At 72.5% G+C, this 12,775-nt stretch carries 12 protein-coding genes; 8 read left to right on the plus strand and 4 right to left on the minus strand.

The features are described 5' to 3' along the window. Nucleotides 1-200 precede the first annotated feature (200 nt). From ABYF38_RS05230 to ABYF38_RS05240, 3 genes are read left to right on the plus strand one after another with little or no spacing between them, the layout of a single operon-like run. On the plus strand, nt 201-506 hold the full coding sequence (locus tag ABYF38_RS05230; RefSeq protein WP_371152998.1) for a WhiB family transcriptional regulator: 306 nt from the start codon (nt 201-203) through the stop codon (nt 504-506). A 45-nt stretch (nt 507-551) separates the two neighbouring features. After that, nucleotides 552-716 (plus strand): hypothetical protein, encoded by a 165-nt coding sequence (locus ABYF38_RS05235; RefSeq protein ID WP_371151301.1) that lies wholly within the window; start codon nt 552-554, stop codon nt 714-716. Then, nucleotides 713-1,171 carry a RidA family protein gene (locus ABYF38_RS05240; RefSeq protein WP_371151303.1) on the plus strand — a complete coding sequence of 153 codons (459 nt, stop codon included), beginning with the start codon at nt 713-715 and terminating at the stop codon, nt 1,169-1,171. The genes ABYF38_RS05235 and ABYF38_RS05240 overlap by 4 nt, the downstream gene beginning before the upstream one ends. Before the next feature lie 156 nt (nt 1,172-1,327). On the opposite strand, the gene ABYF38_RS05245 is transcribed toward ABYF38_RS05240, so the two are convergent. Beyond that, nucleotides 1,328-2,005 carry a Crp/Fnr family transcriptional regulator gene (locus ABYF38_RS05245; protein WP_371151305.1) on the minus strand — a complete coding sequence of 226 codons (678 nt, stop codon included), beginning with the start codon at nt 2,003-2,005 and terminating at the stop codon, nt 1,328-1,330. Between the two features lie 121 nt (nt 2,006-2,126). Here ABYF38_RS05245 and nth point away from each other — a divergent pair, with 121 nt between their 5' ends. Then, the gene (gene nth, locus ABYF38_RS05250) at nt 2,127-2,807 is read left to right on the plus strand and encodes an endonuclease III (RefSeq protein ID WP_371151307.1); all 681 of its coding nucleotides are present in this window, start codon (nt 2,127-2,129) and stop codon (nt 2,805-2,807) included. Here nth and ABYF38_RS05255 read toward each other — a convergent pair. Together ABYF38_RS05255 and ABYF38_RS05260 are read right to left on the minus strand one after the other, a co-directional pair. Continuing rightward, a complete protein-coding gene (locus ABYF38_RS05255; protein WP_371151309.1) occupies nt 2,753-4,372 on the minus strand; it encodes a hypothetical protein in 1,620 nt (539 codons plus the stop codon). The genes nth and ABYF38_RS05255 overlap by 55 nt on opposite strands. A gap of 102 nt (nt 4,373-4,474) precedes the next feature. Continuing rightward, on the minus strand, nt 4,475-6,988 hold the full coding sequence (locus tag ABYF38_RS05260; protein ID WP_371151310.1) for a hypothetical protein: 2,514 nt from the start codon (nt 6,986-6,988) through the stop codon (nt 4,475-4,477). Between the two features lie 108 nt (nt 6,989-7,096). On the opposite strand from ABYF38_RS05260, the gene ABYF38_RS05265 reads away from it, so the two are divergent. Next, nucleotides 7,097-8,026 (plus strand): hypothetical protein, encoded by a 930-nt coding sequence (locus tag ABYF38_RS05265; protein WP_371151312.1) that lies wholly within the window; start codon nt 7,097-7,099, stop codon nt 8,024-8,026. 135 nt (nt 8,027-8,161) lie between these two features. Here the strand turns inward: ABYF38_RS05265 and ABYF38_RS05270 are convergent, their stop codons facing one another. Further along, nucleotides 8,162-9,085, minus strand: coding sequence for an HAD family hydrolase (locus ABYF38_RS05270; RefSeq protein ID WP_371151314.1), 924 nt, complete (start codon nt 9,083-9,085; stop codon nt 8,162-8,164). Between the two features lie 190 nt (nt 9,086-9,275). Between ABYF38_RS05270 and ABYF38_RS05275 the strand changes: the two genes are divergently transcribed. From ABYF38_RS05275 to ABYF38_RS05285, 3 genes are read left to right on the plus strand one after another with little or no spacing between them, the layout of a single operon-like run. Further along, nucleotides 9,276-10,214 carry a hypothetical protein gene (locus tag ABYF38_RS05275; protein ID WP_371151316.1) on the plus strand — a complete coding sequence of 313 codons (939 nt, stop codon included), beginning with the start codon at nt 9,276-9,278 and terminating at the stop codon, nt 10,212-10,214. Continuing rightward, entirely contained in the window at nt 10,211-11,395 is a 1,185-nt protein-coding gene (locus ABYF38_RS05280) for a TadA family conjugal transfer-associated ATPase (RefSeq protein ID WP_371151318.1), read from the plus strand. The genes ABYF38_RS05275 and ABYF38_RS05280 overlap by 4 nt, the downstream gene beginning before the upstream one ends. A 13-nt stretch (nt 11,396-11,408) precedes the next feature. Further along, nucleotides 11,409-12,749, plus strand: a complete 1,341-nt coding sequence (locus ABYF38_RS05285; protein ID WP_371151320.1) for a type II secretion system F family protein — start codon at nt 11,409-11,411, stop codon at nt 12,747-12,749. Nucleotides 12,750-12,775: the final 26 nt, after the last annotated feature.

The following is a 12,775-nucleotide window of genomic DNA, read 5'->3' on the forward strand; positions in this document are numbered from 1 at the left end:
TCCAAGGGTAAGGGTCAGACCTGTTTTGGGGCAGGAAGCCGCCGGTGAGATAGCTGGATTCTGCGCGTTTCTCCAGGTTTTGCCATTGAAGTAATCAAATTTGGTGTTCTACGTCACTTCTATTAATCTGTGTGGTGTTGCACCAGTCACATGGAGATAGGGGTGAGGACGTGTCAACGCAAGCGGATCAGTCTTGGACGGTGGCTGCGGCCTGTAGCGGGCTCGAGCCGGACGCACTGTTCGTGGCGGGTCGGGAGCAGCGGCGGATGCGCGATGTGTGCGCCGACTGTCCCGTGCGGGTCCAATGCTTGGCCGATGCCTTGCAGTCCGGCTCCATGTTCGGCGTGTGGGGCGGCCTGACCGAGCGCGAGCGGCGCGCTCTGATGCGGGCCCGCCCGGACGTGACCGACTGGGAGACCTGGATTCTGGAGGCGGACGACTTCGTGGCTGAGCAGTTGCGTGCCCGCCACCGCCCCCGGGTGTTGTCCTTCAAGCAGACGGCGTAACCGATCCCCTAGCCTGCCCGGCGCGCCCGCCCGTAGGCTTGAACCATGACTCGTTGGGAATACGCAACCGCGCCTCTGCTCATCCACGCCACCAAGGCGATCCTGGACCAGTGGGGGGAGGACGGCTGGGAGCTGGTTAACGTGCTGCCCGGCCCGAACGGCCCCGAGACCCTGGTGGCCTACTTCAAGCGCCCGAAGGGCGACGCATGAGCACCCTGGCTCAGCGCCTCGCCGAGCTGGAGCTGCCCGCCGTGGCCACGCCCGTGGCCGCCTACGTGCCGGCCGTCCAGTGCGGGAACCTGATCTACACCTCCGGACAGTTGCCGGTGGACGACGGCGCCCTCCCGGCCACCGGACTGGTCGGCGAGAGCGAGGGAAGCGTTAGCCCCGCCGACGCCTACACCTACGCCCGGCAGTGCGCGCGCAACGCGCTCGCGGCCGCTGCGGCGGTGGCTGGCGGCGCGCAGAACCTGGGCCGGGTGGTGAAGGTGACGGGCTTCGTGGCCTCAGAGGTCTCCTTCACCGGCCAGGCTGGCGTCATCAACGGTGCCTCGGAGTACCTGGGCGAGGTGTTCGGCTCCGCGCACGCGCGCAGCGCCGTGGGGGTGGCCGTGCTGCCCCTGAACTCCCCGGTGGAGGTCGAGGTCATCTTCGAGCTCGCCTGAGCGGCGCGCAGGCTGAGGGCGCCCCGGCGGGGCAGGGCCCCGCGATCGCGTCTGCGGTCGAGCCGCGGCCCGGCGGCGCACCGCGCCGCCGGGAGCAGAACAAAGGTGGGGGCCGGATCCGCTGGATCCGGCCCCCAACCTGCTCGCTGGGTAACGTCAGCGGGCGCGGCGCACCAGCCGCTCGATGTCCAGCAGGGTCACGGCGCGACCCTCCAGGCGAATCCAGCCACGGGAGACGAACTCGGCCAGGGACTTGTTGACGGTCTCACGGGAGGCCCCCACCAGCTGGGCCAGCTCCTCCTGGGTGAGGTCGTGCGGCACGTGCATGCCGTCCTCGGTGGGGGAGCCGAACTGGTCGGCCAGGTCCAGCAGCGCCTTGGCGACGCGACCGGGCACGTCAGAGAACACCAGGTCGGCCAGCTGAACGTTGGTCTTGCGCAGGCGCTGAGCCAGCGCGCGCAGCATCAGCTTGGCCAGCGCGGGGCGCTCGTCGATGAATGCCATGAGGGCGGTGTGCTCCAGCACCAGCAGGTGGGTGGGAGCAACGGCGGAAGCGGTGGTGGAACGCGGCCCCGGGTCAAACAGGGTCAGCTCGCCCACGATCTCTCCGGGCCCGAGGACAGCGATGAGCTTCTCGCGCCCGTCCAGGGAGGTGTGGCCCAGCTTGATCTTGCCGTCCTGGAGGATGTAGAGCCGGTCGCCCGGGTCACCCTCGTGGAATAGGTTCTCGCCGCGACGCAGCGAGGTCTCGTGCATCATGGCGCGCAGTGCCTGCAGGTCATCTTCCGGCAGGTCGGCGAACAAGGGAACGTTTGCCAGCGCAGAGACGTCCATGGATCCCCTCTTCTAAATAGTCGTGGTTTGCTACGTCACATCTTGCCACTTGATTGCGGCCCACGGCACATTTGGCGCGCTCTAGCTATTCTGATTGGTCTCAAATACGAAAGGGGATGCCTTGGAAACTCCCGCGCGCAGACTGCGGCCGGGCAGCAAGGCCTACGTGGCCGAGCTCCTAGATGTGCTCGCCGCCACTCACCCCGACGCGCACTGCGAGCTGGACTACCGCAACCCCTTTGAGCTGCTGGTGGCCACGGTGTTGTCCGCTCAGTGCACCGACGCGCGGGTAAACCAGGCCACCCCGGCACTGTTCGCGGCGTACCCGAGGGCAGCAGACCTGGCCGTTGCCCCGCTGCCGGCGGTGGAGGAGATCGTCCGCCCGCTGGGCTTCTTTCGCCGCAAGGCCGAGCACATCGTGCGCCTGTCCGCGGACCTGGAGGAGAGGTTTGGCGGCCAGGTGCCGGCCAGCCTGGAGCAGCTGACCACGCTGCCCGGCGTGGGCCGCAAGACGGCGAACGTGGTGCTCGGCAACTGCTTTGGCGTCCCGGGGATCACGGTGGACACCCACGTCGGTCGCCTGTCGCGCAGGCTGGGGCTGACCCGCCACACCGACCCGGAGAAGGTGGAGGCGGACTTGATGCGCCTGCTGCCGCGCGAGGAGTGGACCATGACCTGCCACCGCCTCATTTTTCACGGCAGGCGCATATGCTCCGCCCGGGCCCCGAAGTGCGGCCAGTGTCCCCTTTACGGCTTGTGCCCGCGACGGGACGTGGACAAGAAGGCCACCGCGCACAGGTAGAGCGTGAAGGCAACGACTAGGAAGTTGCGGGCAGCGAACACCCAGACCGCGTAGGGCTCGGTGATCGGCGCCTGCTCGTAGGAGACGAACTTCCAGTACAGCTCCGGGTAGACCTTGCTGGTCAGGTAGCCCAGCGCCACGGTGACGACGATGACCGGCCACTGCATGGCGGGCTTGTGCGCGCTCACGGTGGCCAGCACGGCCAGCGGCGCGAGCAGCCACATGATGAACTGGGTGGAGAACACCGGCGAGGAGATCAGCACGATCCCCACCGCCATCGACCCCAGCACGGCCACCATCGCCGGGTCGTCCAGGCCGAGCCAGGTGGAGACGCGCGCCACCAGGGCCGGCTTCTGGGTGGACGACGTTCCGCCGGCCTTCGCTTCCTTCTTCTCGCCCTCCGCAGCGGCCTGTGCGTCCTTTGCCTTCTCCGTCGGGGCGTCGGTGGCAGCGTCGTTCACCTTCTGCGCCGCCGCGAGGCGGCTCCGGGCGGCCGCTACCTCAGCCAGGTCGCCCCGGTTGGTCAACCAGCTCAGGCTCTGCGGCAGCAGGGCGCGGCCGCGCGGCAACAGGCGCCAGGCCAGCCAGAGGATGAACAGGCCCCCCAGGAGCGTGGCGATACGGGAGGCGAGCAGCGCGGTGGCAACGCCGGGACCGTGCACGTTGACGGCGCCGAACTCGAAGACGTGGTAGGTCGAGTAGGGGTCGCTCAGGCGGGAGATGATCGGCAGCGTCGCCCACACGGACTCGGTCTGCAAACCGCGCTCGCCCTGGTTCACGAACGGGTTGATGAAGCGGCTCCAGCCGGCCAGGGCCAGGGACCACAGGGTGATCGCGCCGGCCACCGAAGTGAAGGCGGCCGCGAACAGACCCGCGTAACGGTTGGACACCCGCCACGCCACCGCGAGCAGCAGGGGCACCAGCGCCAGCGGCCACAGCTTCAACATCGCAGCCACCGCCAGGGCGGAGGCGCTGGCGATCACCGCCCCCTCGGTCAGGGGCGGGACTCCCGCCTGGTCGCTACCCGCCTGCGGGGAGCGGGCCGGTCGGGTCATCAGCAGCAGCGAGACACCCACCAGCACGGCCGGGAACAGGTCCAGCCGGTGGTAGCCCAGGGGCGCCATGAAGTTCATCGACACCACCCAGGTGAGCGGGCCCAGCAGGGAGTAGATGCCCAGGGTTTCGTTGCTGCGGGAGAACTGGCCGGAGCGGCGCAGCAGCGCCAGCAGCAGCGCCAGGTCCGCCACCGCGCAGGCAACCAGGAAAAGCATGAAAAAACGCTCATGGTTCGCCTGCGCCACCCAGTTCAGCAGGCGCAGCCAGCCCACCAGGGGGACCGGGTATTCGCCCAGGGTGTCGTAGTTGGGGGTCTGCTCCAGGCTGCGGAAGTAGTAGTTGACGTCCTCGTTGATCGGCCCGTCCCACGTGGCGGCGATCGTGCGCATGCGCAGCAGCGCCCACAGGGCCACGATCAGCGCCTGGCCAGCCCTGATGCTGGTGGCGAGGCTGGGCAGGATGACAGGCGTGGAAGCGGCAGTGCGCTCCACCCGAGACGGGGAAGACATTCGCAGTACTCCTTGGCTACAGGACCCCCACTAGGGTAATTGCGCTCCGGCGCAACACAAACAAACGCCCAGGCGGGAGAGGGGTGGCGTTCCGGGCGGGCCCTACTTCTTGCGGCGCTTGCGGCGACCAACCAGGTCGTAGTTGGCCTGCTCGCGGCGGCCCTGGCGGCGCGCACCGTGGGAGACGACGCCCAGGAAGATCAGCACCACACCGCCCAGCAGGATGCGGCCGGAGACGGCGTCGGCCAGGAAGGACAGGACGAACCTTTGGGTTGCCGCGTTGTAGACCAGGAAGTCGTTGAGCAACGGGCCGAACCACTGCGTGACCTGTTGGGGCGCGAAGGCGAACAAACCGCCCACGGCGGCAAGGATCGAGCCCAGCAGGATCGAGCCGACGCTGGACCAGCGAGCCACGAACACGGCCAGCGCCACCGCGATGCCGCCCAGCACCAGTTCCGTCATCGCCCAGACGGGCGGCGCCACTAGGCTGACCTCGCGGCCCTGCTCCAGCAGCTGGGCGCCCATGAGCTGGGCGGTGGCGTCGGTGACCAGGAACCAGCCGATCGGGACCAGCAGCAGGGTGAAGAACACGCTCCACCAGTGCGCCGCGGCCCGGGAGATCGGGGCGGGCTTGATGGAGGCGCCCTCCAGGAGCGCGGCCTCGCCGGTGTCCTTCTGCTCGGCAACCGCGCTCGCAGTCACGGTGTCGGATTCGGTGAGCGGGTTCCAGGCCGGGCCGGCCTCCTCCGCGCCCGCAGCCGTTGCGGCCGCCTCGCCGGTGTCCGCGCGGGTGGCCTGCAGAGCCTCCCGCCAGTCCGGCTCGGCCGGGGCGGCGGCCTGCGGCTCCAGGGCCGGCGCGGGGGCGGGCTCCTCAGCGACGGGCATGCCCAGGACCGCCTCTGCCGGGGCGGCCCGGTAGGAGCCGTCGGAGAGCGGGGCGTCGCCCTCCTCACCGGCCTGGGACGGCGCCCAGGCGGAGGCGGCCGCCGGCGCTGCGCCGACTGCGGCCAGCAGCGAGTAGCGGCGCACGGCAGTGGTGTCCACCTCCGCGCCGTCCGCCTCCGCGCCGTCCGCCGGGGCGGCGACGCCCTGCGGGGTCGGGGCGGCGGCGTCGATGTGCGCGAAGCCGGGGGCGGCGGCCTGCTCGAACTCGGTGGGGGAAAGGGGGGAGACGTCAGCCACCGGCTGGTCCATCTCCGCGGCGCCCGGCGCGTCCGGGCCGTCACCCGGCTCCGGGGCGGGCTGCTCTGGTGCCGTCAACTCTTGTTCGGCCAGCTCCTCCTGGCGCTTTTCGTCCTCCAGGGCGTCCAGCCAGGAGGCGTGGCGGCGCGAGCGGCGGGAGGGCAGCGGCGGCAGGGCCGTGCCCACCGCCTCGGCCTCCGGGGCCGCCTCGGGGGTCTGCTCCGGGGCGGGGGCGGCCTCGGGGGCGAACTGGTCGGCAAGCTCGGCATCGGCGGCGTCCTCCGCAGGGGACTCCGTGCCGGCGAGCGCGGGCAGCGCGGGCAGCGCCTCCCCGGCCTCGGGCTCGGGCTGCGGCTCGGCCTCCAGTGTGGGCGCCACGTCCGCAGGGGGCGCGGTCTCTAACTCGGCCTCCGGCTCGGCCTCGGGCTCGGGCTGCGGCTCGGCCTCCGGCTCGGTGGAGGTGAGGGACTCGGCAACGGCAGCGGCCGCGACGTCCTCTCCCTCGCCTGCCACGGGTTCGAAGGGCGTCTCCTCCGGGGCGGCCTCAGCATGAGCGGCCTCCTCAACCGCGCCGTCCTCGGCAGCGGCGAGGGGAGAGGGCTCGGTGTCAATAGACTCCGGCTGCGCCGGCAGCTCGGCCGGCTCGCTGAGGGCCGCCTGCGCGTCCTCGGCCGCAGCGTCAGCGTGCCACTGCTCTGCAGCTTCCTCCGCGTCGACCGGCGCTTCCTCCGCGACCACTGGAACCTCCGCGAAATCCGCTTCCGCTGCGGGAGCGAAGTCCTCCTGGGGCTCAACGTCCTCCAGGTCAGCCTCGACTTGCGGTTCGTCCTGCGCCTGGACCTGCTGCGCAAAGTCCGCCGCCCCCTCTGCCCGAGGTGCGGCCTCCGCCGCCTCGACGGCAGCGGCGGCGTCCTCGTCGCCCTGGCCATCCCCGGCCGCGAACGCCTCCGCGTCAGCTGCCGGCCCGGAATCCACCTGCTCGGCGTAAGAAACAACGGAGTCGGCCTCCGGCTGCGGCTCTGCGACGGCAGCGTCGTCCAACACGAACGGCTCCGCCGCGACCGGTTCGTCCTCGGCGGCCTCCGGCTCCACCAGGGGGACCTCATCCTCCTCGGCGGTCTCAACAGCGTAGGCGTCCTCGGCGGGCTCGGCACCGTCCTCGGCCGTCTCGTCGGCCGGCACCTCGCCAGGCTCCTGCTCGGCGGGGTCGGCGGCAACGTCGTCCACAGCGGCCGGAACGAACGTGGCGTCGGGCGCGGCGTCGTCCATGCCGTGCGCCAGGGCGGCCACGTCGGCGGCGGCGGAATCGTCATCCTCCTGCTGCAACCACGCGGGGAAGGACGGGCGGTGCTCACCCTCTCCCCGTTCCTCGCTCACCTGGCGCATAAACCAGGGGGTGGCCGGGGTGTTCTCATCGAGGCGGTCGTCGCTCATGCTGCTCCTTACGTGGGCCCAGAACTGCCTACATGAAAGCATCCAGGCGGGCCGGACAGAGCCGTCGGCGCGCGGAATGAGCCGAAAAAGCCCTCGTAGGATGAAGCAATGAGCCTCGCCGCCGCCCTCGCAACACTCGCCTCCCTGCCCCAGGTGCAGCGAGCGGAGCAACGCGTCCGCGAGGCAACCACGCAGCTGAGGTGGCACGAGGGCCTGCGGCGGCGCTGGAACGAGGCCCGCGCCGAGAACGCTGTCCGCACCGCCGTCGGGGTGGCCGCGCTCGCCGGCGCGCGCGTGCCGGCCTCGCTGCTGCGGGCGGAGGTGGCCCGCAGCGCCGGGATCGTGACCGCGCGGCAGGCGCCCAGCCCCGAGACGCAGCGGGCGGAGCCTGCCGGGCCCGCCCTGGACGCCGGGGGCGGCGCGGTGCCCGCAGACTTCGCCATCGCCCTGGGCGCCTGGCACGCCGCGGCGGACGTGGTCAGCCACTTCCCGCCGCTGTCCGGCAGGCCCGGGCGCGCCCAAGCCCCGCCCGCCCCGGCGCTGCTGGCCGGGTGGCACCGCAGCCTCACCTCCACCAGGACGGGCAGCGATCTAGCACCGGCGGGCGTAGATGCCGCCTGGGAGGGCGCCCGCTCCTTGCCAGGCATTCCGGTCAGCCCGCAGCACGCCGCGCTGGTGGCCGACGTGCTCTCCGGGGCCGGCCAGGGTACGGGAGCGAACGTGCTAGTGCGTTGCGCGATCGTGCAGGCCGAGCTGGCCACCGGGGCGGCCTTCCCAGTGGCCGGGGCGGAGCTGGGGGTGCTGGCGGGCTGGTACGTGGCGGTCCTGGGCGGCCTGGACCCGACCGGGGTGGCCCACCCCGGCGCGCTCGCCGTATCCGAGCCCGCCCAGTACCGCAGCGCGCTGGCCGCATACGCCACCGGCAGCCCGGACGGGGTGGTGCAGTGGGTGGAGTTCGTCGCCCGCTCGTGGGAGGAAGGCGCGCTCATCGGGCGAGCGGTGTGCGACTCGGTGCTGGCCGGGCGCACGGTCGGCTAAGCCACGGCGCACCGATGGGGGCGGCCTGGGCGGCAGCGTCGGCCACCCCCAGGCGGCGATGAGGCGGCCGCGCAGCCCCGTCACGCAGGCCGGCCACGCAAGCCGGTCACGCAGGCCGGCCGCTAAAACCGCGCGTCAGGGGGCGGCGAGCAGGTCCGGGGCATCCCCCGGATTGTCGCGGCGCAGCCACCACCACACGGAGAAACCGATCGCCAGCAGGGTGGCGGCCACGCCGATTGAGACGGTGGAGCGGGTGGGCAGGTGCACCGCCTTAGCGAAGGTGAGGATGCGCCAGTTGCGCTCGTTGGCCTCGTTGCGCAGGGCGCGGTCGGGGTTGACGGCGAACGGGTTGCCGACCACGGAGAGCATGGGCACGTCCGTGATGGAGTCGGAGTAGGCGTAGCAGCGGGAGAGGTCGTAGCCGCGCTCGGCCGCCATCTGGCGGATCGCGGCGGCTTTCTCTTCGCCGTACACGTAGCGCTCGATCTCGCCGGTGTAGCGGCCCTCGTCCTCGGTCAGGACGGTGGCCAGCGTGTAGTCCGCCCCCAGCCGCTGCGCCACCGGCTCGACGAAGGCCTGGGCACCGGCCGAGATGATGACCACGTCGTGCCCGGCGGCGCGGTGCAGGCCGATCTGGTCCAGGGCCTCCGCGTAGACGATCGGCTCCAGGTAGCGCTCGTAGGCGTCCTCCACGACGGTGCGCAGCTGCTGGGCGTCCCAGCCGCGCACCAGGGAGGTGAGCTGCTCCTTCATGCGCTCGTGCTGCTCGTGGTTGGCACCCACCAGCGCGTACTGGAGCTGGGCCAGCACCGCCTTGATCACCGTCATGTTGGTCAACAGACCAGAGTTCAACAGCGGGCGGGTCAGGGCGAACGACGAGGACGTGGAGATGATCGTCTTGTCCAGGTCAAAGAACGCTGCCACGCGGCGCGGGCCGTTGCCGCCGGCCGGCCGGAAGGCGCGGGTAATCCCGCCGCGCGTCGCCTTTGCGCGCCCACTGCCTCGCTCGGCAGCGCCGGCGATGAGGGCGGGAAAGGAGAACCTGGGTCGATTAGTCACCCCACAAACTTAGCGGTCTGCGCGGCGGGGCGGTAGTTGGAAACGCCCCGCCTGCGCCCGGTGGTGGACGACGCTCCTCCCGGCCCGCCTGTGGAAAAACCTTTGTCCACAATCGGCCGGGTGGGGGAGGCGAGCGCCCCGTGCGCAGTGGCGCTTTTGCCCACCGCGCCGAGCGGGCAGCTTGGTGCGCATGGATGCAGGAGCGCTAAAAGAACGGCCGGGGACCGGGGTGGTTGGGGCCGCCGGGCGGGCGGTGGTCTGCCTGGTGAGCCTGGGAGGGAGCGCCGCCCCGGCCCTGGGGGAGGTAGGCGCTGCCCTGGCCGAGCGGCTGGGCGCCTGCCTGGTAGACGCGCGCCCCTTTGCCTTCCAGGGCGCTCGCGGTGGTTTCACGTGGGCGGAGGTGGACCAGCGGGCAGAGGAGCTGGACGGGAAGGCGTTGCTGGCGGCGCTGCCCCCGCACCCCAGCCACCACGGGGTGGGGCACCTGAGCAGTGGCGTGCGCGGCGCGGTGGGGCAGGCCCTGCGGGTGCCCGGGGCCCCGGCGCTCGCTGCGGCGCTGCTGGCCCTGGGTGGGCGTGGGCGGGTGGTGGTGCTGGAGCCCGCGCCGCAGTGCGTGCCGGCAGGGGCGCTCTGGCTGGGGGTGGCCGGGCGGCGCGCGCACCTGTGGCCCGACCTGCCGGCCCGCGCGCTGGCGCTGGCGCGGATGGGTGGCGCGGCCGGGGCCGCCTGCCTGGTCATGTGCGGGCCGGGTCCCGGCGCCTGGGACCGGGCGCTGGCGGAGTTGTGCTCGCAACACGGCAGCCTGGAGGTGGTGCGGGTGCGCCGCCCACGGTGGGGGAGCGCCAGGGGTGGGCAGCTCGGGGCCAGGCGGGTGGCGGGCGCGCTAGCGCAGTGGGTGGCAGAAGTGGGCGCAAGGATCCCCGGGGATGTGAGCGCGGCCGACACCGCAACTGCCAGCTGCGCAGGTCCGCCGTTTCGATTCCTCCCGGTTCGCTCGGAGTCGCTTGCCCCCGCCACGCCAACAGGGGAGAGCCAAAGCGTCCCTGCCGATTTCGCCGTTTCGTGGCTGCCGGGCGGGGCGGTCCGTCCCGCGCGCCGCGAGCGGCACCAGGCAAGGAGGGCGGCGTGAGCCTGCTCCGGGACCTGGCCAGTGGGGTGCCGCTGCTGGAAGCGGTGGGGAGGAAGGAGGGCGCGGGCAGGGACGTCGGGCACGTGAAGGCGGTGGCGAAGGCCACCAGCGCCCGCATCTTCGGCGCCGGGGAGGTACTCCAGCCGTGGCTGGAGCAGGACTCGGTCACCGACGTGCTGGTCACCGGCGGGCAGGTGTGGGTGGATCGCGGCGCCGGCCTGGAAAGGACGGGGCAGCGCATGAGCGTCGAGGAGGTGGGCGCCCTGGCGCGGCGCCTGGCGGCCCAGTGCGGCAAGCGCCTGGACCAGGCCGCACCGATCGTGGACGCCACCCTGCCGGGCGGCACCCGCCTCCACGCCGTGCTGCCGCCGCTCTCCACGGACGGGCCGCTGCTCTCCCTGCGCGTGCACCGCCAGCGGCGGATGGAGCTGGGGGACCTGGTCAGCGCGGGCGCACTAACGCCGGGCGTGGCCGGGGTGCTGGCGGCGCTGGTGGAGCGCCGGGCCACCACCTTCATCTGCGGTGCCACCGGCTGCGGCAAGACCACGCTGCTGGGCGCGCTACTGACCCTGGTGCCACCCAACCAGCGCATCGTCTGCCTGGAGGAGACCAGCGAGCTGCGGCCCAACCACCCGCACGTCGTCCACTTGCAGGAACGGGAGGCGAACGTGGAGGGCAGCGGGCGGGTGACGCTCAGCGACCTCACCCGCGCCGCGATGCGGATGCGCCCAGACCGCCTGGTGCTGGGAGAGTGCCGTGGCCCGGAGGTGCGTGACGTGCTCACCGCCCTGAACACCGGCCACAGCGGCGGATTTGCCACCCTCCACGCCAACAGGGCCGCCGACGTGCCCGCCCGCCTGATCGCGCTTGGCGCCCTCGCGGCGCTCAGCCCGCAGGCCGTGGAGGTCCAGTTCGCCGCCGCAGTGCAGGCGGTGGTGGCGTTAAGGCGCCTGGAGTGCGGGCGGCGCATCGTGAGCGAGGTGGCGGTGGTCCAGCGCGCCGCAGCCGGGGTGGAGTGCGCGCCCGCGCTCGCGGTGCGGGCAGGGGACGAAGAGGCGGGGTTGCTGGTGAGCGCGGGCCCGGGGCTGGACGGTCTGGTGGAGCTGGTCGGGAGGCAGGTGGTGCTGGCGGCGCTGGGCCGAGCGGCGGACGGCGCGGCCCTGGCCCGCAGCGCGAAGTGAGCGGGGGCAGGCAGTGAGCGAGAGCGCAAGTCTCATCCTGGTGATGGCGCTGCTGGTGGCGGCGGTGGCGGGGCTGGTGCCCGCCCTGCCGGCCCACTGGCGCCACCTGGACCGTGCCGGCAAGGAGCTGGAGCGCGCCCGCCGCGAACGGCGAAAGAGCAGGAGGGCGGGGGAGGGTGGCGTCGGCGGTAGTGGGGATGAAGACGCCAGCGGCGCCGGTGGCACCGGGGACACGCGGGGCGGAGCGTCCCCCACCCCGGCGCGGTGGTGGCGAAGCCGCCAGGCGCGGCGGCCGGCCCTGGCCGAGCAGTCCGGCGCCAGGGATGTCGGCATGCTCGCCCTGGAAGTGGCGGCCCTGGTGCGCAGCGGATTGGAACTGGAGGCCGCCTGGACCGCCGGACTGGAACGAAACTGGGACAAGCTCCCGGCGGAGCCGAGCCAGGATGGGCGGCTGCCGGCGGCGCTTGCCACGGCGATCAGGCGCGCAAGACTTCCGCCACCCTGGTGGGAGGCGTGGGCGGGACGTCGGCGGGCAGAACAGGCCAGTGGGGCAACGGCGCTGTCCTCAATGGGCGTGGCGTGCGGGGCGTCGGCCGAACTGGGCGCACCGCTGGCGCCGGTGCTGGAGGCGGTGGCGCAGGGGGTGGCCCGGGCCGGGGAGGTGGCGCAGGAGCGGCGCGTGCAGTTGGCCGCGCCGCTTGCCACCGCGCGTGTCCTGCGTGTCCTGCCCCTGGGCGGACTCCTGCTGGGAGGGCTGCTGGGCGTCGACCCCCTGGGCGTGCTGTTGGACTCCCCGCTCGGGGTGGCCTGCCTTGCCGTTGGCTTGGCAGCGATGCTGGTCGGAAACGTGTGGCTCTCCCGGCTCGTGAGGGCCGCAGAGGAACAGGGCGCCAGGGTAGACCCGGCGGTGCTGGTGGACGTGTGCGGGGCCTGCATGCGGGCGGGCAGCGCGGTGCCGACGGTGCTGCAGGCAATCGGGGCCGCGCTCACCGAGGTAGTGGGGGAGGCGTCGGAAGGGCAGGACGCCACCATGGCGCGGGAGCTCCAACAGTGCGGGCGGATGCTGCTGCTCGGAGCGTCCTGGGAGCTGGCGTGGGAACGCGTGGAGCCCCAGCTGCTGCCGCTCAACCGGGCCCTGCGAGCCGCCTGGGAGGATGGGGCGGCGCCAGAGGGGATGCTGGCGCACGCCGCCGCACTGCTGCGGGCCAGGCAGGTGCGCAGGGCACGAGTGGCCGCCGCCGAGCTCGGCACCAAGCTGATCGCGCCCGTGTCCGTATGCATGCTGCCGGCGTTCATCTCGCTGGGGATCGTGCCGGTGGTGCTGGGCGGGGCGCTTGGCCTGTTGGCCTCCTGAGCAGCGCTCGCAGGCAATCCTTGCTG

The organism is Buchananella sp. 14KM1171, from assembly GCF_041380365.1.
GTDB classification, from domain to species: domain Bacteria; phylum Actinomycetota; class Actinomycetes; order Actinomycetales; family Actinomycetaceae; genus Buchananella; species Buchananella felis.